The organism is Sorangium sp. So ce295 (assembly GCF_051527405.1).
Taxonomy (GTDB): domain Bacteria; phylum Myxococcota_A; class Polyangia; order Polyangiales; family Polyangiaceae; genus Sorangium; species Sorangium cellulosum_B.
Genome location: NZ_CP150324.1, coordinates 8,811,664 through 8,830,990, shown reverse-complemented (window position 1 = coordinate 8,830,990; position 19,327 = coordinate 8,811,664). Strand labels below are relative to the sequence as shown.

The 19,327-nt window shown below is 69.4% G+C and carries 16 protein-coding genes; 10 read left to right on the top strand and 6 right to left on the bottom strand.

Translation table 11 applies throughout. The features are described from left to right. Positions 1-20: 20 nt before the first annotated feature. The 3 genes from WMF11_RS33370 to asnS all read right to left on the bottom strand — a co-directional run bounded on the left by WMF11_RS33370 (position 21) and on the right by asnS (position 3,395). Positions 21-647 carry a hypothetical protein gene (locus WMF11_RS33370; RefSeq protein ID WP_437973600.1) on the bottom strand — a complete coding sequence of 209 codons (627 nt, stop codon included), beginning with the start codon at positions 645-647 and terminating at the stop codon, positions 21-23. Between the two features lie 100 nt (positions 648-747). Then, positions 748-1,485: a class II glutamine amidotransferase gene (locus WMF11_RS33365; RefSeq protein WP_437542954.1), complete on the bottom strand. Its 738-nt coding sequence runs from the start codon at positions 1,483-1,485 to the stop codon at positions 748-750. Between the two features lie 569 nt (positions 1,486-2,054). Continuing rightward, positions 2,055-3,395 (bottom strand): asparagine--tRNA ligase, encoded by a 1,341-nt coding sequence (asnS, locus tag WMF11_RS33360; protein ID WP_437973599.1) that lies wholly within the window; start codon positions 3,393-3,395, stop codon positions 2,055-2,057. Positions 3,396-3,495: 100 nt separating this feature from the next. Here asnS and WMF11_RS33355 point away from each other — a divergent pair, with 100 nt between their 5' ends. Together WMF11_RS33355 and WMF11_RS33350 are read left to right on the top strand one after the other, a co-directional pair. Next, positions 3,496-4,299, top strand: a complete 804-nt coding sequence (locus tag WMF11_RS33355; RefSeq protein ID WP_437973598.1) for a PDZ domain-containing protein — start codon at positions 3,496-3,498, stop codon at positions 4,297-4,299. A 15-nt stretch (positions 4,300-4,314) separates the two neighbouring features. After that, positions 4,315-4,842, top strand: a complete 528-nt coding sequence (locus tag WMF11_RS33350; protein ID WP_437973597.1) for a TrmH family RNA methyltransferase — start codon at positions 4,315-4,317, stop codon at positions 4,840-4,842. Between the two features lie 46 nt (positions 4,843-4,888). On the opposite strand, the gene WMF11_RS33345 is transcribed toward WMF11_RS33350, so the two are convergent. The 3 genes from WMF11_RS33345 to groES form a co-directional block, all read right to left on the bottom strand. Further along, positions 4,889-5,422, bottom strand: coding sequence for a GNAT family N-acetyltransferase (locus tag WMF11_RS33345; RefSeq protein WP_437542945.1), 534 nt, complete (start codon positions 5,420-5,422; stop codon positions 4,889-4,891). Positions 5,423-5,550: 128 nt separating this feature from the next. Continuing rightward, positions 5,551-7,179 carry a chaperonin GroEL gene (gene groL / locus WMF11_RS33340; RefSeq protein ID WP_437542942.1) on the bottom strand — a complete coding sequence of 543 codons (1,629 nt, stop codon included), beginning with the start codon at positions 7,177-7,179 and terminating at the stop codon, positions 5,551-5,553. A 33-nt stretch (positions 7,180-7,212) separates the two neighbouring features. Further along, positions 7,213-7,503 (bottom strand): co-chaperone GroES, encoded by a 291-nt coding sequence (groES, locus tag WMF11_RS33335; RefSeq protein ID WP_437522950.1) that lies wholly within the window; start codon positions 7,501-7,503, stop codon positions 7,213-7,215. A 483-nt stretch (positions 7,504-7,986) separates the two neighbouring features. On the opposite strand from groES, the gene WMF11_RS33330 reads away from it, so the two are divergent. From WMF11_RS33330 to WMF11_RS33295, 8 genes are all read left to right on the top strand, one after another. Next, positions 7,987-8,562 (top strand): hypothetical protein, encoded by a 576-nt coding sequence (locus tag WMF11_RS33330; protein ID WP_437973596.1) that lies wholly within the window; start codon positions 7,987-7,989, stop codon positions 8,560-8,562. After that, the gene (locus WMF11_RS33325) at positions 8,562-9,227 is read left to right on the top strand and encodes a hypothetical protein (protein ID WP_437903284.1); all 666 of its coding nucleotides are present in this window, start codon (positions 8,562-8,564) and stop codon (positions 9,225-9,227) included. Before WMF11_RS33330 ends, WMF11_RS33325 begins: the two co-directional genes overlap by 1 nt. Positions 9,228-9,363: 136 nt before the next feature. Continuing rightward, the gene (locus tag WMF11_RS33320) at positions 9,364-10,194 is read left to right on the top strand and encodes a response regulator transcription factor (RefSeq protein WP_437973595.1); all 831 of its coding nucleotides are present in this window, start codon (positions 9,364-9,366) and stop codon (positions 10,192-10,194) included. 359 nt (positions 10,195-10,553) lie between these two features. After that, on the top strand, positions 10,554-12,494 hold the full coding sequence (locus WMF11_RS33315) for a hypothetical protein (RefSeq protein WP_437542933.1): 1,941 nt from the start codon (positions 10,554-10,556) through the stop codon (positions 12,492-12,494). Positions 12,495-12,566: 72 nt separating this feature from the next. After that, entirely contained in the window at positions 12,567-13,571 is a 1,005-nt protein-coding gene (locus WMF11_RS33310; RefSeq protein WP_437323898.1) for an AAA family ATPase, read from the top strand. Between the two features lie 18 nt (positions 13,572-13,589). Continuing rightward, positions 13,590-14,543, top strand: coding sequence for a DUF58 domain-containing protein (locus WMF11_RS33305; protein ID WP_437973594.1), 954 nt, complete (start codon positions 13,590-13,592; stop codon positions 14,541-14,543). A 2-nt stretch (positions 14,544-14,545) separates the two neighbouring features. Beyond that, positions 14,546-16,453: a vWA domain-containing protein gene (locus WMF11_RS33300; RefSeq protein WP_437903282.1), complete on the top strand. Its 1,908-nt coding sequence runs from the start codon at positions 14,546-14,548 to the stop codon at positions 16,451-16,453. Beyond that, positions 16,450-19,272 carry a VWA domain-containing protein gene (locus WMF11_RS33295; protein WP_437973593.1) on the top strand — a complete coding sequence of 941 codons (2,823 nt, stop codon included), beginning with the start codon at positions 16,450-16,452 and terminating at the stop codon, positions 19,270-19,272. The genes WMF11_RS33300 and WMF11_RS33295 overlap by 4 nt, the downstream gene beginning before the upstream one ends. The last annotated feature ends 55 nt before the right edge of the window (positions 19,273-19,327 follow it).

Genomic DNA, 19,327 nt, shown 5'->3' with positions numbered 1-19,327 from the left:
ATATGGCACAAGCGCAAAGCCTACTGTAACTGGAAGTCCTCGAGCAGCCGATAGATCCTGAATCGCGGGCCGTCGCGGCGCAGCCAGACGACGATCTCGTCGCCGAGCAGGCGATCCGTGGCGACCCGCGCGGTCGCGATCGGCACGCGGATCACGACGTCCTGGTCATCGAGCGTCTCGGGCTGGATCGCGGGGTGTTGCGGCGCCGCGAGCGCGTCCTCGGCCCGGAAGATCTGGAGATCCGACTCCCGATAGACCGGCTCTCCGGCGAGCTTTCCGTACTCGAGTCGCCGGAACCGCTGCTCCCACCAGAGCCCCGCGCTCGGCGGCTGCCCCGATCCGCCTGAGCCGGTGTGGATCGCGAGGGCATCGCGCGTCAGCAGCTCGCTCAAGGCTTCGCTGTCCTCGGCGACCACCCGCCGGAAGAACTCGTCCACGACGTCCAGCGCGGCGCCGATGCCGAGCGGCGTCCGGAGGGTCACGACGCTGTCGTCGACGTCTGCCTGGTTCGTCGGTGGCGGCGGGGTGCTCGCCGGATCGAGCGCCACGCCGTCGGGGCGGCGGCGCTCGTCAGAGAGCTCGGCGGCGGTGGGAAAGGAGGCCGGTCCTCCGCGGCCGCACCCCAGGAGCGACCCGCCCGTGATCACGGCGACGAGCAGCGACGAACACGCTCGCGACGGCCGAGAGGCGTCCGGAGCGCCGGCCGGCGATGCATGCGCCCTGGCCTCCTGCGGGCCCTCCGGGCGTTCAGATCGGCTCGATCGCGGGAGCATCGGCGCGGGTGAACGTCACGATCGCACGCTCGCCGACGTGGGTCCACCCCGCGGGGGCCTGGTCGTCATCGAAGTCCGACGCGACGAGCGTCAACCGGCTCGCGGCATAGTCGGGCATGCGCATTCGGCCCAACCCGCCGTCGCTGAGGAGCCGCTCCATGTCCTCGCTGCCCTGGTAGATGCGGTACGCCATCGACGTGCCGCCGTGGGCGGCGAGCAGGTACTCGGGGTTCGTGACCACGATGTTCATCGCGCTCGGCCCCGCCCCTTCCTCCGCGCAGAGCCGGTCCACGAGCGCGATGGAGGACCGGAGGGCCGTCCGCGCGCTCGCCGCGTCCACGTTGGGTCGATCGAGCTGGCCGCTGTCGTGGAGGAAGGACAGGAACAGGTGGAAGAGGAGCTCGCTGTCCGTCTCGCCGCGAACGTCGCGCTGGAGAAACTGCGGCAGCGAGTCGCTCAGCTGGTTCCGCAGGCGGGCGAACCCTTCGACCGTGCCCGTGTGGGCGAACAGCCACTGCCGATAACGGAAGGGGTGCGTGTTCTCGGTGCGCAGGCTGCCGACGGTCGCAGCCCGGACATGCGCCACGAGGATGTCGGCGCGCACGTCCTTGGTCATGTCGGCCAGGCTGATCTCCGGTCGATCATCGATCGGCCGGCGCTTGAGGAGAATCTCTCCTCCCTGGTAGAAGCCGACCCCCCAGCCAGGGATCACGCCCTCCCTTCGGCGAACCGTGAGGGCACGTTCTTCGAGCTCGATCGCACGCGCGCCGAGATCCGGACGGTTACCGATAAAGCCGACGAGACGAGCCATAGCTTTGTCCTCGCGAGTTGGGTCGGGGAGGCGGGGGCAGGGTCCGGCTCGCCGGTAGAGCGCTCCCTCATCTGCAAGCAGGGGTGGCTCCGTCGGTCGGCCGAGTGAGCGTGGGTCGCGGGTTGCGCCCTATGCTTTCTTGATACGACAGAGTCGCCCTGCAAGCGGAGCAAAAACGGATCCCCAGCGGCGACGCGGGGCGCGGGCACGGCCTGACCACACTGCCCGCCGTTGTCGCGTGTCGCGTGGGCGTGGGCTTGCCGATCGCGTTACCTCTTACTCACGCTCCTCGCACAGCGTCGCGATTCCGATGCGTGGGTGCGCGCGAGGAGCGGCTAGCCTCGCCTGCTCCCACGCTTTCACGCTCGCACGCGTCGGCCCGCCGCGTCGGCGCCGTGGCGCATCGCGCCGTGAACGAGGCGCTGCCAAGCGGCGCCCCGAATTTCCGGCAGGATCTCTGACGCGCAGCACTAAGGCGAGAGCCGATTCAGCATGCGCGGGAACGGGATCGTCTCGCGCACGTGCGGTAGACCGCAGATCCAGGCGACGCTCCGCTCGACGCCGAGCCCGAAGCCCGCATGCGGGAAGGTGCCATACCGGCGCAGATCCAGGTACCAGCCGAACGCCTCGGGGGGCAGCCGATGCGCCTCGATTGCCCGCTCGAGGGTGGCGAGATCATCCTCGCGCTGCCCGCCCCCGATCACCTCTCCATAACCTTCCGGCGCCAGGACATCGACGCAGAGCGCGAGCCGGTCGTCCGTCGGATCGCGCTTCATGTAGAAGGCCTTCACCTGAGCCGGATAGCGGTGAATCATGACGGGGCGATCGTACCGGCCGGAGATGATCGTCTCGTCCTCGCCGCCGAGGTCCTCTCCCCAGGGAAAATCCGGAATTTCGGCCTCTCCAGCCATTTTGCGTTTCTCCGCGCGCGCCTCGTTCAGGATGGCGACGGCCTCGTCGTAGCGGATGCGCGGGAACGGCTTCTTGACGGACTCGAGCTTCCCGACGTCGCGCTCGAGCACCGCGAGCTCGGGGCGGCGCCGCTCGAGGACCCGCTCGACGATGAAGCAGAGGAAGTCTTCCGCGAGGTCCATGTCGCCCGCGAGGTCCATGAACGCCACCTCGGGCTCGACCATCCAGAACTCGGCCAGGTGGCGGCGGGTCTTCGACTTTTCCGCGCGGAACGTCGGCCCGAAGCAGTACGCCTTCCCGAACGCGGCCGCTGCCGCCTCCATGTAAAGCTGCCCCGACTGGGTGAGGTACGCCTTCTCGCCGTGGTAGTCGGTCTGGAACAGCGTGCTCGTCCCCTCGCACGCGTTCGGCGTGAAGACGGGCGCATCGACGAGCGTGAACCCGCGCCCGTCGAAGAAGTCGCGGATGGCCTGGATGATGGTGTGACGAACGCGCAAGATCGCGTGCTGCCGCTTCGATCGCAGCCAGAGGTGGCGGTGATCCATGAGGAAATCGGTCCCGTGCTCCTTCGGGGAGATCGGGTACTCGCCGGCGGTGGGGCCGAGCACGCGGAAGCCGGACGCGGCGATCTCGTAGACCCCGGCGCGCTTCGGGTGCGCCTTCACCTCGCCGACGACATCGATCACGCTCTCCTGGGTGACCTTGTCGGCGGCCGCGAAGACCTCGTCGCCGACGTCGCTCTTCGCCATCACGCACTGGACGGTGCCGAAGCCGTCGCGCAGCTCGAGGAAGTGGAGCTTGCCGCTCGATCGCTTGTTGTAGAGCCATCCGCGGAGCACGACAGTGCTGCCGACGTGCGCGCTGAGGTCGCTGGTAGCAATGACGGGCTGATCCTGCATGGGCGCCCGAAATAGCACGGTTTAGTTGCGGCTGACGCCGGCTCCGGCCAAAAATGGCGCCATCTTGGTCCTCCAACGGCATCGCGCGCTATCGCTCTGCTTGCCCGCGTTCATCCTGCTGCTCGCTGCAGGTGGCACGCCGCTCGCCGCGGGCGGCTGCTCGGCGCTCTATCCCGAGCTTTCGACCCGCCTGCACGAGCCTCCTTCAGACCAGGAGCTGCATCCTCCGCCGCCCGAGAACGTCCGATGGCTGCGTGTCGTCCGGGCGAGAATCCCGGAGCGCACTCGGGACGGCCGCGCCTGGGATTCCGGCGCCGGTGACCTCCCGGACCCCTATGTCCGCGTCTTCGTCAACGGCGCGGAGATCTTTCGGACGGCGGAGCAAGCGAACACGCTGGAGCCGACCTGGCCCGAAGGACCCAGCGGAAACTTCGAGATCTTGCCCGAGGACCGGCTCCGGGTGGAGGTCTGGGAAGCGAATCCGCTCATCGACAAGCCGATCGGGGTGCGCGACATCGGCCGTCCGAGCGATACGCACCGAGCCGCAGGCGAGATCGACGTCGAGCTCGACGCGGGCGGTTCGCTCACGCTCGCGTTCCAGCCGGCGCACGCCAAGTTCGGCCTCGGCCTCTGGTACCAGCTGCATTCCGGCTCCGCATTCATCTCGCGGACCATGGAGGGCGGGCCTGCAGAGCGCGCCGGGCTCCGCAAGGACGACGAGGTGCTGGAGATCGCCGGGCAGCCAGTGCGGCGCATGTCCGTCGCGGCGATCCGGGGCGCGCTCGACGCCGTGCCGCGCGCCGGGCTCGTGCTCCTGGTCAAGCACGCCACGGGCACGACCGAGCGGATCAGGGTCCACGAGGGGCCCATCTATCCGCTGTTCGATCGCTTCGCCGCCGAGTAGGGGAGCCAGCGCGCCGTGAAGATCCCGCCCTTCGGGCTCACCACCCGGGAGATCCGCGAAGAGCTCGCCCCCTTGCGGAACGACTTCTCCATCGCCGTCTGCCGCGCGAAGAACCCGTTCAACATCGGCGCCATCATCCGCGTCGCGCACTCGTTCCTGGTGCGGGAGATCTTCCTGATCGGGACCGAGCCCTACTACGAGCGCGCTTCGATGGGCATGCAGAAGTACGAGACCATCGTCGAGTGCCCCGACGAGGCGAGCTTCCTCGAAGCGGCGCGCGGCCGCCCGCTCATCGGCGTGGAGCGCGATCACGCGCGGCGCACGCTCTGGGAGGCGCCGTTCCCCCGCGGGCTCGTGTTCCTCTTCGGCAGCGAGGATGACGGGCTGCCGCAGGCGCTGCTCGACGCGTGCGAGGACGTGATCGCGATCCCCATGTACGGGATCAACCACTCGTACCCCGTGGCGATCGCGGCGGGCATGACCCTGTGCGAGTGGGCCCGGCGGCGCGACCCGCGCGGCGGCGTGAGCGGCGCAGGAGGGTGAGCGGCTCACGCCGCCGCGCGGGCCCCCGTCCGTGGACGGAGGGGCGCTACTCGGGGTAGCGCTCGAAGACGAGGAGTTCGCCCAGGAGGTCGTGATCGAGCGTCCCAGCAGGGCGCATCCCGAGCTTCTCGATCACCCGGAGCGACGCGCGGTGCCAGGCCGGCGTGGTCGCGATGACGCGCCTCACGCCCGGCTGCTGCATCGTCCAGTGCAGGACGGCGCGCGACCCCTCCGTCGCGTAGCCTTGGCCCTGGGACTTGCCCTCGACGCCGTAGCCGATCTCCACCGTGCCGGTCGCGTCGGGCCGGCCGTTCAGCACCACGCTGCCGACGACGACGCGCTCCTCCTGCCCGCGCGTCACCATCAGCCGCGTGCCCCACAGGAATGCCTCTGGATCGTCGCGCAGCCGGTCGAGCGGCGAGCTGAAGGCGCGCTCGACGAGCGCGCGCCCGGGCCAGGCGCCAGGGAAGCGCGCGCCGGACAGGGCCTCGGCCTCGGCGCGATCTCCGCGGATGACCGCCTCGAGCAGGGGCAGCGAGACCGGGGTGAGCGCCAGGCGCTCGGTAGTCAGGGTGCTCATCGCGAACCTGCGCCGGATCAGATCATGCGCCGCGGCCCGCCGGAAGTCGAAATGGCGAAGGGCCGACTTCCTGAGGAGGAAGCCGGCCCTCGCCCGCCGGGCTTAGCGGTCAGCGCGGCGCGTCGCGATCAGAAGTCGTGGCCGTGGCCCGCGTGGCCGCCACCAGCCGCCGGCTTCTCCTCCTTCGGCCGCTCAGCGATGAGCGCCTCGGTGGTGAGCATCAGGCTGGCGACGCTGGCCGCGTTCTGGAGCGCCGACCGGACGACCTTGACCGGATCGATGACGCCCATCTCGAGCAGGTTGCCGTAGTCGCCCGACGCGGCGTTGTAGCCGTACGAGTCCTTGCCGTCGCGCACCTTCTGCACGACGATCGAGCCCTCTTCCCCGGCGTTGGCCGAGATCTGGCGGAGGGGCTCCTCGATGGCGCGGCGGATGATGTTCACGCCGAACCGCTGCTCGTCGTTGACCTTGAGCTTCTCGAGCGAGCTCTGCGCGCGGATGAGCGCCACGCCGCCGCCCGGGACGATGCCCTCCTCGACGGCCGCGCGGGTCGCGTGGAGCGCGTCCTCGACGCGGGCCTTCTTCTCCTTCATCTCGGTCTCGGTCGCAGCGCCGACCTTGACGACCGCGACGCCGCCCACGAGCTTCGCGAGCCGCTCCTGGAGCTTCTCGCGGTCGTAGTCGCTCGTCGTGTTCTCGATCTGAGCGCGGATCTCCTGCTGCCGGGCCTTGATCTTGTCCTTCTTGCCCTGGCCGCCGACGATCGTGGTGTTGTCCTTGTCGATGAGGACCGTCTTCGCGCGGCCGAGATCGCTGATCGTGACGTTCTCGAGCTTGAGGCCGAGCTCCTCCGCGATCACCTGGCCGTCCGTCAGGGTGGCGATGTCCTTCAGCATCTCCTTGCGGCGGTCACCGAAGCCCGGCGCCTTGACGGCCGCGCAGTGCAGCGTGCCGCGGAGCTTGTTCACGACGAGGGTCGCGAGCGCCTCGCCCTCGACGTCCTCGGCGATGATGAGGAGCTGCTTCTGGCTCTTGGCGATCGCCTCGAGCACTGGGAGCAGGTCCTTCATGTTGGAGATCTTCTTCTCCGAGATGAGGATGTAGCAGTCCTCGAGGTTCGCCTTCATGGCCTCGGGATCGGTCACGAAGTACGGCGAGAGGTAGCCGCGGTCGAACTGCATGCCCTCGACCACGTCGAGGGTCGTGTCGGCGCTCTTGGCCTCCTCGACCGTGATCACGCCCTCCTTGCCGACCTTCTCCATGGCGTCGGCGAGGAGCTTGCCGATCGTCTCGTCGCCGTTCGCGCTGATCGTGCCGACCTGCGCGATCTCCTTCGCGTCCTTGGTCTGCTTGGCGGAGCTGCGGAGGTGCTCGACGATCGCCTCGACCGCCTTGTCGATGCCGCGCTTGATCTCCATCGGGTTGTGCCCGGCCGCGACGAGCTTGGAGCCCTCGCGGTAGATCGCCTGGGCGAGCACCGTCGCGGTGGTCGTCCCGTCGCCGGCGATGTCGCTCGTCTTCGAGGCGACCTCGCGGACCATCTGGGCGCCCATGTTCTCGAAGCGGTTCTCGAGCTCGATCTCCTTGGCGACCGTGACGCCGTCCTTGGTGACCGTCGGCGAGCCGAAGCTCTTCTCGATGACGACGTTGCGCCCCTTCGGGCCGAGGGTGACCTTGACCGCGTCGGCGAGGGCGTTGACCCCCGCGAGGATCATGCTGCGGGCGGACTCGTTGTAGATGATTTCCTTGGCTGCCATGGTGTCTCTCCTAAGTTCCTTCTGTCGCCCGCGTCACTTCTCGATCACGCCGAGGATGTCGTCCTCGCGGAGGATGAGGTGCTCCTCGCCGTCGATCTTGACCTCGGTGCCCGAGTACTTGCCGAAGAGGACGCGATCGCCCTCCTTGACGTCGAGCTTCCGCACGGTACCGTCCTCGGCGACCTTGCCGTTGCCGACGGCGATGACGGTCCCCTCGATGGGCTTCTCTTTCGCGGTGTCCGGAATGTAGAGACCTCCCTTGGTCTTCTCTTCTTCCTTCACGCGCTGAACGATCACGCGGTCCTGGAGCGGTCGAATCTTCATCTTTGCAAGTCCTCCGGGGACGAGCGCCGCGTCCCACGAACGGTGAGACCCAGCCGGCGCGAATGAGCGCGCCGGAAGGCCCCCTACGATTGCAGTCTGGGCACTTTGCTAGCACTCACCTGTGGCGAGTGCTAGCGAGCGCGCGGAAGATAGCCACCCCCTGGAGGGTGTCAAGAGTGGCCCCAGGCCGGCACTTTGCGCGTTGGCAGCCAGGCGCAGAGGTGGCTGTAAGTTCTGGAGATTGCAGGGGAAGGTGCGTGGCGCAAGGCTGGGCCCGGCGGAGCCCCTCGGCTAAAATGCGCTTATGAGGGCAAAGCTGCGGCAGCACAGTGACGCGATGCCCTCAGGGTCTCCAGCCCCAGGGAGGCCGTCAGGACGTGTCTGGTTGACCTGAGCGCGCGGTGGCCCGGGTTACGTCGGTATCCAGGGCACCCGCATAAGTGAGGTGCCGCTGTGAGCCAAGCGATCTCTCTCTCCCCGAGCATGACCCGCTATTTCCAGGAGGTTGTGGACGAGGCGCTCCGAGTTCGGAACGTCGCCGTAACCGAGGCGGCGTCGAGTTACCTCGTCGGTCTGCTCTGTGCTTTTGCTCACCCGGACGAGCATGCCGAGTCTGCCTTCAACCAGCCCCTGACCTTTCTTCTGCGCGACGCGCTGGAAGCCTCCGGAGCCGAGCGCTTCCAGCGGCTGCGTAACCTGGGAGACAGCGTCCTCTACGTGGTCGGTTTCTTCGGCGGCCACATCGAGCTGAAGGGGGTCGATCGCGGCTACGTGGTCGGGGTCGGGTCGACCGCCTACCACCATGCGGCCGCTATGCTGCGCCTCAATGCGCGCGTCGGCCAGGGGCCCGATGTTCTTTCGGAGATGGCCGAGAAATTCGAGCGGTTCGTGAGCGTCCTGAACGATGTGGCCGACGGCACGCTCGCGTCGGGAGCTCGGGACGAGCGCTCGGTGCTCCGGCTGTACGAGCGCTGGGTTCGTACGGGATCGAGCCGCCTCGCGGATGAGCTCGGAGCACGAGGGCTCGTGCCGAGCCGTGGTACGGGCGGGCTCAACTGATGCGGGGGGCGACCTTCCCGTCCCGGATCCAGGAGCACCTGGCCCGCACCTATGCGCTCGATGACGCGCCCGCGGTCGACGATTTCATCCGGCTGACGGACGGCAGCGCACGCGAAGCGCTGCTGATCCGGCACGCCGACGGGGATATCGAGATCGCGCTGCACCTGCCCCGCCGGGCGATCACGCGGGGGCGAGAGCGGACGTTCGACGAGATCTGCCAGATCGTCGAGGGCGTGAGCCACTTCCTCTATGTGGCCGAGCGGGCCCGCAGGGAGCTGCCGGCGACCCAGCTCGAGCTCGAGCTCCAGGCCGAGGTCGACAAATACGTGCTGCTCGTTTATGGCGATCTGGCTGACGAGGTCGAGCCGCCAGGCCCGCCGCTCCGGCGCCGCCACGAGGCGGCCCCACCCGGGGCGGGGCGCTTCGAGCCCGAGCGCGCCGCGCGGATCCGCGCCCATCTCTTCGAGCGGGTCACCTTCATGGATCCCCCGGGCACGGAGACCGGCGATCGCTACCGGATCGCGAACGATCTGGCGGCGCGGTTCGCGGGCCGACTCGAGGCCGAGTTTGCCCGCCACGGGCGTCACGCCGAGCTGCTGGCGGCGCTGCGACGCTTCTATGCGGCGGGGCAGACGGAAAAGATCGCCCTCGCGCGCGCCGCGTGAGCGCGTCCTCCCGGGTGCTCGGGGTCGCTCGGGAGGGCGGCGAACGGGCGGCGGCGACGAAGAGCGCTCGCCGCGGCCGCGCGCTCTCGTTCTCTCTTGACCGGTTCGCGCGCACGTACTCTCATCCGCATCCACGATGCCTTCCGCGAGCACGATGCCGCCCCGTGTGCTGGTGGCCGAAGACGAACCGGCGATGTTGAGCCTCGTCGCGCGTCACCTGAGGAACCTAGGGTTCTCTGTGATCGAGGCTTCCGAGGGCGATGCCGCCTGGGAGCTCGCGCGCGAACACCAGCCGGATCTGGTGATCCTGGACGTGATGATGCCCGGCATGAGCGGCTGGGAGATCTGCAAGCGGCTTAAGAGCGACACGTCCGACGGACGGCCGTTCGCGAACACCGGCGTCATCATGCTCACCGGGATCGGCGAGAACCTGAACGAGATGACCTCGCCGCTCTTCGCCGCGGACGCCTGGTTGAACAAGCCGTTCGATTTCACGGATCTGGACGCGCGGGTGCGCGAGACGCTCGCGCGTTATGCGAAGCAGGTTCCTGATGCGAACGGCGCCAGGGGTCAGACGAGCGCGGTTGGCGAAGAGCGTGAAGCCGCGGCGCAGCCGTCTTCCAGAGAGCGGGCGACGGGGGCGAAGAAGTCGGCGGCAAACGGCGCCACGGCGAGCAGTGCGGCTGCGAAGCGGTCGGCCGCGACGAAGAAGCCGGTCACCAAGGCTGCGAAGAAGCCGGTCGCGACGAAGAAGCCGGTCGCGGCGAAGAAGCCGGCCGCCAAGGCGGTGAAGAAGCCGGTCGCCAAGGCAGCGAAGAAGCCGGTCGCGGCGAAGAAGCCGGCCGCCAAGGCGGCGAAGGAGCCGGTCGCGGCGAAGAAGCCGGCCGCCAAGGCGGCGAAGAAGCCGGTCGCGGCGAAGAAGCCGGCCGCCACGAAGGCGGCGTCCAAGAAGAAGTCGATGAAGTGATCCCCTCCGAGGCGGGCGCTGTGCGCAGCGGCCCGTCACCTTGTTCGCACGCAACGTACGCGTGCCGCCGCCAAGCCGGGCGCAGAGGAGCCGTCCGATCAGCGTTCGGAGGGAAGACCCCCACCCACCACCGGCAGCTCGCATCCAGGCCTGCAGCGCGCTGAGCGCAGAGGCTGCCCCGCACGGGAATCATCAGGGCTCGCCGCGCGTCATTCCCTCGTAACGTCGCGCGCAGCCTCCCACGTACGTCGCGCGGAGCCTCCCAGGAACTTTCGGGCGCCTGACCCGTCAGCAGGTACAATGCTGCGACGTTTCCCCTTCGAGGGCCCCCGCGGGGGGCGCCCGGAGCGCTGAGCACCGTGAGCGACTCTCGCACGAAGCAACTGGACCGCATTCGCAGCGCCGCGCTCGCGGTCGAGCTGAGGCTGCGGTTCGGGCGCGCGCTGCGCGCGCTGCCGAGCGCGCTGACGCTCGCGCTCGCGCTCGCCGCCGGGACGCTCGCGGTGCACAAGGCGCTCCCGGCGTACCTCGGCGAGCCGCGCGCGCGCCAGCTCCTCCTCGGCGCGGGGCTGCTCGTGCTGGCCACCCTCGTCGTGGCGATGCTGCGCCGCTTGCCTCCCCGCGCCGGCACCATCGCCCTCGATCGGCACCACGGCCTCCACGACCGGCTGACGATCGCGCTCGCCTTCGACGCGCTGCCCGCAGCGCAGCGCACCCCCCTGATGGAGGCGGCGATCGACGACGCCTGCGAGCACGCCGCAGGGCTGCGCCCCGCCGGCGCCGCGCCGCTCGCGCTCCCTCGCGAGCTCTGGACCTCCGCCGCGGTGGGCCTCGGCGTGCTGGCGGTGGCGCTGCTGGAGGTGCGCACCCCGCGGAAGCAGGCGCCCGTCGCGGCGACCATCGACGCGCTCACCATGTCGCCCGACGACATCGAGCTCTTCAAGGACGCGGCCAAGGCGCTCGATCGGCAGGACCAGAGCCCGGAGATGAAGTCCGCGGTCGAGCGGTTCAACCAGCTCATCGAGGACATCGCCAACAAGCGCCTCGATCGCACCGAGGCGTTCCGCCGCATGGAGGCGCTCGAGCGAGAGCTCCTCAAGGGCGCGGAGGCCGACCTGAAGGCGCTCGAAGAGGCGCTGAAGGAGACGGGGCTCGACCTCAAGAAGAGCGACCTGGCGAAGGGCGTGGGGGAGTCCCTCGAGAAGAAGGATCTCGAGAAGGCGAAGAAGGACCTGAAGGAGCTCGCCGAGAAGCTCCGCGACAAGAAGCAGAAGTTCGACAAGGCCGAGATCGAGCGGCTGCGCAAGGCGCTCTCCGAGGCGGCGTCGCGCCGCAAGGAGGCCCTCGCCGCGATCAACGAGAAGCGCGCCGAGGCGCGCGAGCAGCTCCTCAAGCAGAAGCAGAAGGCCTCCGCGAACGATCAGCAGAGATCCGAGCAGGAGAGGCTGCTCAAGAAGAAGGAGCGGGAGCTGGAGCGGCTCGACCGCGAGGCCGAGCAGAAGGAGCGGACCGGGCGCCAGCTCGACCGGCTCGATCGCGAGCTCGCCAAGGCCGCCGAGGATCTGATGCGCGACCTCGGGATGTCAGCGGACGATCTCGAGCAGGCGGCCGAGGACATCAACCGGATGCAGCAGGAGGAGATGTCCGAGCAGGAGAAGGAAGAGCTGCGCCAGCGGCTCGAGGAGCTCCGGGAGCTCGTGCGCCAGCAAGGGCAGGGGGGCAAGCAGCGGATGGCCAGGATGCTCCGCTTCGGAAAGCGCGCGCGCGGCAGCCAGGGCGGCGGCGAGGAGCAGCAGGGGCAGGGCCAACAGGGGCAGGGCGACGGCGAGCAGGAAGGGCAGGAGGGCCAGCAAGGCCAAGGCGGTCAGGGCAAGGGCGGGCAAGGTCAGGGGCAGGAGCTGGTGATCGGGCCCGGCGGCAAGAAGATCTTGATGCCCGGCGGCGGGCAGGGGCAGGGGCAGGAGGGGCCGGGGAGCGGGCAGGGCAACAGCAACGGCGGCAACCAGCCCGGGGGTGACGGCGTCGGCTCCGGCCGCGGCGGCGAGGTCGCGGGCAAGCGCACCGACCCGAAGATGGGGACCCAGGACGTCCAGGCGCAGGGGCTCGACACGCAGCAAGGGCCCTCGAACAGCGAGGTGATCCTCAGCGCGGCCGAGCGGGGCTTCAAGGGGACCGGCTACAAGAAGGTCTTCACCGACTATCACACGGTCGCAGAGCAGCAGATCAACAAGGATCAGATCCCTGATGGATACCGGTTCTACGTGAACCGGTATTTCCAGCTCATCAGGCCGCGCGAGTGAGTCGAGCCGGCGGCTCGAACGCGACCGCGCCTCACCAGGCGCTCCGCGGCAGCGGGCGCGAAGCAGGAAGTCATGGCTGAGAAGACGAAGGAAGCAGCGCGGGCCGAGGTGGACGAGTTCCGCGCGAGCATCGGAGAGCTGCGCGAGGAGGTGGGGAAGGTCATCGTCGGCAACCGCGAGGTGGTCGACGGCGTGCTCACGTGCATGCTCGCGGGCTCGCACGCGCTGCTCGAGGGCGTGCCGGGGCTCGGCAAGACGATGCTCGTCCGCACCATGGCCGAGGCGCTCGACCTCCAGTTCTCGCGCATCCAGTTCACGCCCGACATGATGCCCGCGGACATCATCGGCACCACGGTCATCGATGAGAACGCGGGCGGGCAGCGGTCGTTCTCGTTCCGCAAGGGGCCGATCTTCGCGAACATCGTCCTCGCCGACGAGATCAACCGGGCCACGCCGAAGACGCAGAGCGCGCTCCTCGAGGCCATGCAGGAGCACCGGGTCACGGTCTCGCGGCAGAGCTACACGCTGGAAGAGCCGTTCTTCGTCCTGGCGACGCAGAACCCCCTCGAGAGCGAGGGGACGTACCCGCTGCCCGAGGCGCAGCTCGATCGGTTCTTCTTCAAGCTGCACGTGCCGTTCCCCAGCCGCGACGAGCTGAACTCGATCCTCGAGCGGACGACCGGCACCGACGCGATCGAGGTGCGGCCGGTCCTGAACAAGGAGCGGATCATCGCCATGCAGCGGCTCGTCCGCGAGGTGCCCGTGGCGAAGCACGTCCAGGACTACGCGGTGCGGCTCCTCCAGGCCACCCACCCCGCCGAGGGAGGCAGCCTCGACGAGGTGAAGCGGTTCGTGAAGTTCGGCGGGTCGCCGCGCGGGGCGCAGGCGCTGCTGCTCGCCGCGAAGATCCGCGCACTCTTCGAGGGGCGGTTCGCGGCGTCGGTCGACGACGTGCGCGCGTGCGCGCTCCCCGCGCTCCGGCACCGCGTGCTGCTCAACTTCGAGGGCGAGGCGGAGGGCGTGAAGACCGACGAGGTGCTGCAGGCGATCCTCAAGCACCTTCCGGAGAGCAAATGAGGCGCCGTCGAAGGTAGCATGGGGCTCTTCGACGCGTTCAAGAGGGCCGCCGCGCCGCTGCGCCGCATCTCCACGCTCTCCGCGAGCGCCCCCGACGAGGAGCTCTTCGACGACGAGTTCCAGCGCAAGCTCGACTACCTCGCGATGGTGAGCCGCCGCGTCTTCTCGGGGGCGATGCGCGCGGAGCGGCGGACCAAGAAGACCGGCTCCGGGGTCGAGTTCGCCGACCACCGCGACTACGCGCCCGGCGACGATTTCCGGTATCTCGACTGGGCCGCGTACCAGCGCTTCGACCGGCTCCTCATCCGGCTCTACGAGGAGGAGGAAGACCTCTCGATCTACTTCATCGTCGACACGTCGGCGTCGATGGCGTTCGGCGACGGCGAGAAGCTGCGGCACGCAAAGCGCCTCGCTGCAGCGCTGGCGTACGTGGGGCTCGCCAACCTCGACCGCATCGCGATCGTCACCGCGACCGACGAGATCAGCGGGCGCATGCAGTCGACCCGCGGCAAGGCGCGCATCTTCAGGATCTTCCGCTTCCTCGGGCAGGCGCGCGCCGAGGGCCCGACCGACCTCGGCGAGGCGATGAAGACCTTCGTGGCGCAGCACAAGCGGCGCGGCCTCGCCGTGATCCTCAGCGATCTCTACGATCCGGCGGGCTTCGAGCGCGGCATCAACGTCCTCCGGTACAACCGGTTCGAGCCGTTCGTGCTCCACGTCGTCGACGCGCGCGAGGCCAGGCCGGCGCTGCGCGGGGACGTGCGCGTCTACGACTGCGAGACCGGCGACGAGCGCGAGGTCACGGTGACCCCCAAGGTGCTCGAGCGCTACGCCGAGGCCTACGAGCAGTACCTCGACGAGATCCGCCGCTTCTGCACGTCGCGGCAGGTGAGCTACTTCCGCGCGGACGTGTCCGTCCCCTTCGATGAGCTGATCCTTCGCGTGTTCCGCAGAGGCGGCTTCCTCCGGTAGCGATGCTGCACTTCACCGGCGTTCCGCTGCAGACACTGCTCCAGATCGGCGCCCTCGCCGGGGCCGTGGTCGTCGTCTTCTACATCCTCAAGCTGCGCCGGCGGCCCGTCGCGGTCCCCTTCTCGAGGATCTGGGAGCGCATCCTCCGGGACAAGGAGGCGACGAGCCTGTTCTCGCAGCTGAAGCGGCTCCTGTCGCTGCTGCTGCAGCTCGCGCTCCTCGCGCTGCTCCTGCTCGCGCTGGGGGATCCGCGCCCGCAGGCGAACCTCGTCGAGGGGCGCAACATCGTCGTCCTCATCGACGCGAGCGCGAGCATGCAGGCCATCGACGTCGCGCCCTCGCGCATCGAGCTCGCGAAGGAAGAGGTCAGGAAGATGGTCCGCGGCCTCTCCGGCAGCGACCGCATGCTGCTGGCCCAGATGGACGCGGCCATCACGCCGCTGTCGACGCTCACCGGAGAGATCTCGGAGCTCGAGGCGGCCGTCGCGGCGGTGAGGCCGACCGACGCCACCGCCGACTTCGCGCGCGCGCTCCGCTTCGCGAGCGACACCCTGAGCGGGCTCCCGTCGCCGGAGGTCATCGTCGTGAGCGACGGCGCGCTCGGCGAGCCGACCGACGCCGGCGGACAGGTGCGCCTCGGCGACATCAAGCTCTCGTACCTGCCGATCGGCAAGGGATCGAGGAACGCCGCCATCACCGAGTTCTCGGTGCGGCGCTACCCGCTCGACAAGAGCCGCTACGAGGTGATGCTCGAGGTCACCAACACGAGCGACGAGCCCCTCGATCTCGAGCTGTCGCTGCTCGGCGACGGCCAGCTCACGGATCTGACGCGCATCCGGCTCAAGCCCAAGGAGAAGCTGCCCCGCTTCTATCCGAACCTCTCCGGCGCGTCGAAGACGCTCGAGGCGAAGCTCGCGCTGGCCGACGGCAGCTCGGACGACCTCCCCGCGGACAACCGCGCCTACGCGCTCCTCCCCGAGCGGCGCCGCGCGCGCGTGCAGGTCGTCTCCGCGGGGAACATGTTCCTCGAGGCGGCGCTGCTCCTCGACGAGTACCTCGACGTTACCTTCGTCGATCCGCAGCGGTACCCGGCGGCCTCGTCGTTCGACGTGACCATCTTCGACGGCGTGGCGCCGAGCGTCGCGCCGGGGAGCGGGAGCCTGCTCTACCTCAACCCGACAGGGACCAGCGTCCCGTTCGAGGTGGGCAAGGAGGTCCTCGATGACGACCCGAACTACCGCTTGGGCTTCGACGAGCTCGACGCGAAGCACCCGCTCCTGCGCTACACGGCGCTCAGCGACGTGAACGTCGCGCGCGCCCGCGTGCTCAAGGGCAACAAGGAAGACAGGGTCGTCGGCCGGAGCTACAAGGGCCCGCTGCTGATCGAGGGGCGGCGCAGCGGCGTGAAATTCGTCGCGCTCGGCTTCGACGTGCGCGAGAGCGATTTCCCGCTCCGCATCGCCTGGCCGCTCTTCCTGCTCAACGCGATCAACAACTTCGTCGAGGAGGACACGAGCTACATCTCCTCGTTCCGCACGGGCGCCGTCTGGCACATCCCGGCGTCCTCGTCCGCGGAGGTGGCCAGCCTGGAGCAGCCCGACGGGACGACGCGCGCGGTCCCCATCCAGGAGGGGCGCGCCGTGTTCCTCGGGCAGCACGCCGGCTTCTACACGCTGCGCGTCGGCGCCGCGGGCGCGCAGGAGGAGAGCATGTTCGCCGCGAACCTCTCGGCCCCGGAGGAGAGCGCGATCGCCCCCGCCGCCGAGCTCAAGGTCGACGGCCGCGGCGCGGGCGCGGTGAGCGAGTTCAAGATCGGCGTTCGCCGTGAGCTCTGGGTCTACCTGCTCGCGGCGGTGCTCCTCGTGACCGCGATCGAGTGGTTCACGTACCACAGGAGGGTGACGGTGTGAGCGCGTTCCGTGGTCGCAGGCTGCGCATCGCCGCGTGGGCCATCACATGCGCCGCCCTCGGCGGGCTCCTGTTCTGGGCGTACCGGAGGTACGTCCTCCTGCATCCGGATCCGACGCTGACGTGGGTGCGCGAGGGGGTGAAGTACGAGCTCCTCAACCCGAAGATGCTCGGCGCGATCCTGCTCGCGCCCTGGTTCGTCGGGGTGCTCGCTGGATCCCTCGCCGACCTCCCCCTGCCGCAGCGCGTGCTCTCGGTGCTGCTGCGGGTCGCGTTCGTCGCGCTGATCGCGCTCGGGCTGTCGCGGCTCGCGAGGTCCGCGACCACGGAGAAGGTCGCCACCATCTACCTCATCGACGTCTCCGAGTCGGTCACGGACGAGGCGCTCGACGACGCGCGGGCGACGCTCGACAAGGCGTTCGCCGAGAAGCCCGAGGACGGCGTCATCAAGGTGATCACCTTCGCGCGGCGGCCGCGGCTCGCCGAGCGCGCGGCCGGCGAGGCGGCCGGTCGAGAGGCGGAGCGGCGCGCGCCGCCCATCGGGCGCCACGTCGACGCGAACGGGCAGCGCGGCGATCTCGGCGCGGGCTCGAACCTCCAGGCCGCGCTGCAGCTCGCGTACGGGCTGTATCCGCCCGGCTACCTCAAGCGCGCCGTGCTGATGTCGGACGGCGTGCAGACGGACGGCGACGTGCTCGCCGAGGCCAACCGGGCGCGCGACGTCGGGGTGCGGCTGTTCTCCATCCCGTACCGGCGGCCCGCGCCGCCCGAGGTCGCGGTGCGAGAGCTCAGGATGCCCGACCGGGTCAAGGTCGGGGAGACGTTCGAGATCCACGCCGACATCTACGCCAGCCGCGCCACCAAGGCGCGCGCGCGGCTCTTCCAGGGGGAGGCGCTGAACGGCCTCGAGGGCATCCGTGACCTCGAGCTCAAGGCAGGGCCGAACGACGTCGTGTTCAAGAGCGTCGTGCGCATCGCGGGGCAGGTGACCTACGCGCTCGAGCTCGATCAGATCGCGGACGACAAGTTCAAGGAGAACAACCGGTACGCGACCACGATCGACGTGCCTGGGCGCCCGTCGGTGCTCTACGTCGAGGGGACGCCGCAGCACGCCGGCCCGCTCTCGAGCGCGCTCACCGCGCAGCAGTTCGACGTCGACGTCAGGCCGCCGGCAGGCTTCCCCGGCTCCCTCAAGGAGATGGAGCGCTACGACTTCCTGATCGTGTCCGATACCCCGAAGGAAGCGCTCAGTCTGCAGGGGCAGGAGATCATCGAGAGCTACGTGCGGGATCTCGGCGGGGGGTTCCTCTTCGCCGGCGGCGAGTCGGGGTACGGCCTCGGCGGCTGGTACCGCACCACCATCGAGCGGATCCTGCCGGTGCGGATGGACAACGAGCGAAAGAAGGACATGCCGAGCGTCGCGATGGCGCTCGTCATGGATCGCTCGGGATCGATGACCGGGCTGCCCCTCGAGATGGCCAAGGCCGCGGCGAAGGCGACCGCGGGGGTGCTGTCGTCGGACGATCTGATCGAGGTGATCGCGTTCGACTCGGCGCCGACGCGCTACGTGAAGATGCAGCCCGCGCGCAACCGCTCGCGGATCGCGGGCGAGATCGCGCGCATCCAGCCGGGCGGCGGGACCGAGATCTTCTCCGCGCTCGACGCCGCCTACCAGGACATGACCGTCACGCAGGCGCGCAAGAAGCACGTCATCCTCCTCACGGACGGCAAGGCGTCGACGGGCGGCATCCGGGACCTCGTGTCCGCCATGATCGCCGAGTCGATCACCGTGACCACGGTGGGCCTCGGGAACGACCTCGACGAGCAGCTGCTCAAGATGATCGCCGACGTGGGCGGAGGGCGCTTCCACGCGGTCCCGGATCCGAACAACCTGCCGCGGATCTTCACCAAGGAGACCGAGATGGTGGCGCGCGCAGCCGCCGTCGAGGAGTGGTTTCCGGTGACCCAGGTCGGCGACGCGGCGTTCCTCCGCGGCGTCGACGTCCGCACGGCGCCCAACCTGCACGGCTATGTCTCGACCAAGCTGAAGCCGCCGCCAGCCCAGGAGCTGCTCACGAGCGACACCGAGGAGCCGATCCTCGCGCGCTGGCGCGTCGGCCTCGGGTGGACGCTGGCCTGGACGACCGACGTCAAGGCGCGCTGGGCCGTCGAGTGGCTGAGGTGGCCAGGCTTCGAGAAATTCTGGGGGCAGCTCGTCCACGAGCACATGCGCCAGAAGCACCGGCGCGAGCTCGACATGAAGGCCGAGATCGTCGACGGCGAGCTGCGCGCGTCCGTCGACGCGTTCGGGGCCGACGACCGGTTCGAGAACAACCTGACCTCCCGGCTCAGCATCATCGGGCCCGAGCCGGGCGGCGCGACGCGGGTCGTCGACATGCGTCAGACCGCGCCGGGGCGCTACGAGACGGCGCTTGCGCTGGATCGGTACGGCTCGTTCCTCTTGCGGGCGGAGCACCTGCGCGAGGCCGAGGACGGCTCGCTCCGGCCCGTCGCCGTCAGCTACGGCCACGTCTCGAACCCGTACCCCCGCGAGTACGCGAGCTTCGAGCCCGAGCTCGCGATCCTCGAGAAGGCCGCGACGTCGACCGGCGGGGCGGTCGATCCGACCGGCGTGGCGGCCATCTTCGACCCGGCAGGGGAGAAGGTGACGTTCCACGAGGAGCTCTGGCAGCAGTTCATCTACGCTGCGATGGTGGTGTTCCTGCTCGATCTGTTCGTCCGCCGGGTGCGGCTCTTCGACCGGAAGTTCGTCGCGCGCCAGGGGCGAGGGGTAGGGGGCCGGCGCCTCCCGGCCACATGACGGCCCATGGCAAAGCGGAGCTCCTCATGAGGGCCGATCCCCCGTTCCTCCCCGG

What these genes read in the sequence shown, in the direction of transcription:
- asnS (WP_437973599.1), bottom strand. Translation starts at nt 3,395, where the DNA reads ATGCAGGATCAGCCCGTCATTGCTACCAGCGACCTCAGCGCGCACGTC.
- WMF11_RS33345 (WP_437542945.1), bottom strand. Translation starts at nt 5,422, where the DNA reads ATGAGCACCCTGACTACCGAGCGCCTGGCGCTCACCCCGGTCTCGCTG.
- groL (WP_437542942.1), bottom strand. Translation starts at nt 7,179, where the DNA reads ATGGCAGCCAAGGAAATCATCTACAACGAGTCCGCCCGCAGCATGATC.
- groES (WP_437522950.1), bottom strand. Translation starts at nt 7,503, where the DNA reads ATGAAGATTCGACCGCTCCAGGACCGCGTGATCGTTCAGCGCGTGAAG.
- WMF11_RS33330 (WP_437973596.1), top strand. Translation starts at nt 7,987, where the DNA reads ATGACCCGCTATTTCCAGGAGGTTGTGGACGAGGCGCTCCGAGTTCGG.
- WMF11_RS33325 (WP_437903284.1), top strand. Translation starts at nt 8,562, where the DNA reads ATGCGGGGGGCGACCTTCCCGTCCCGGATCCAGGAGCACCTGGCCCGC.
- WMF11_RS33320 (WP_437973595.1), top strand. Translation starts at nt 9,364, where the DNA reads ATGCCTTCCGCGAGCACGATGCCGCCCCGTGTGCTGGTGGCCGAAGAC.
- WMF11_RS33310 (WP_437323898.1), top strand. Translation starts at nt 12,567, where the DNA reads ATGGCTGAGAAGACGAAGGAAGCAGCGCGGGCCGAGGTGGACGAGTTC.
- WMF11_RS33305 (WP_437973594.1), top strand. Translation starts at nt 13,590, where the DNA reads ATGGGGCTCTTCGACGCGTTCAAGAGGGCCGCCGCGCCGCTGCGCCGC.
- WMF11_RS33300 (WP_437903282.1), top strand. Translation starts at nt 14,546, where the DNA reads ATGCTGCACTTCACCGGCGTTCCGCTGCAGACACTGCTCCAGATCGGC.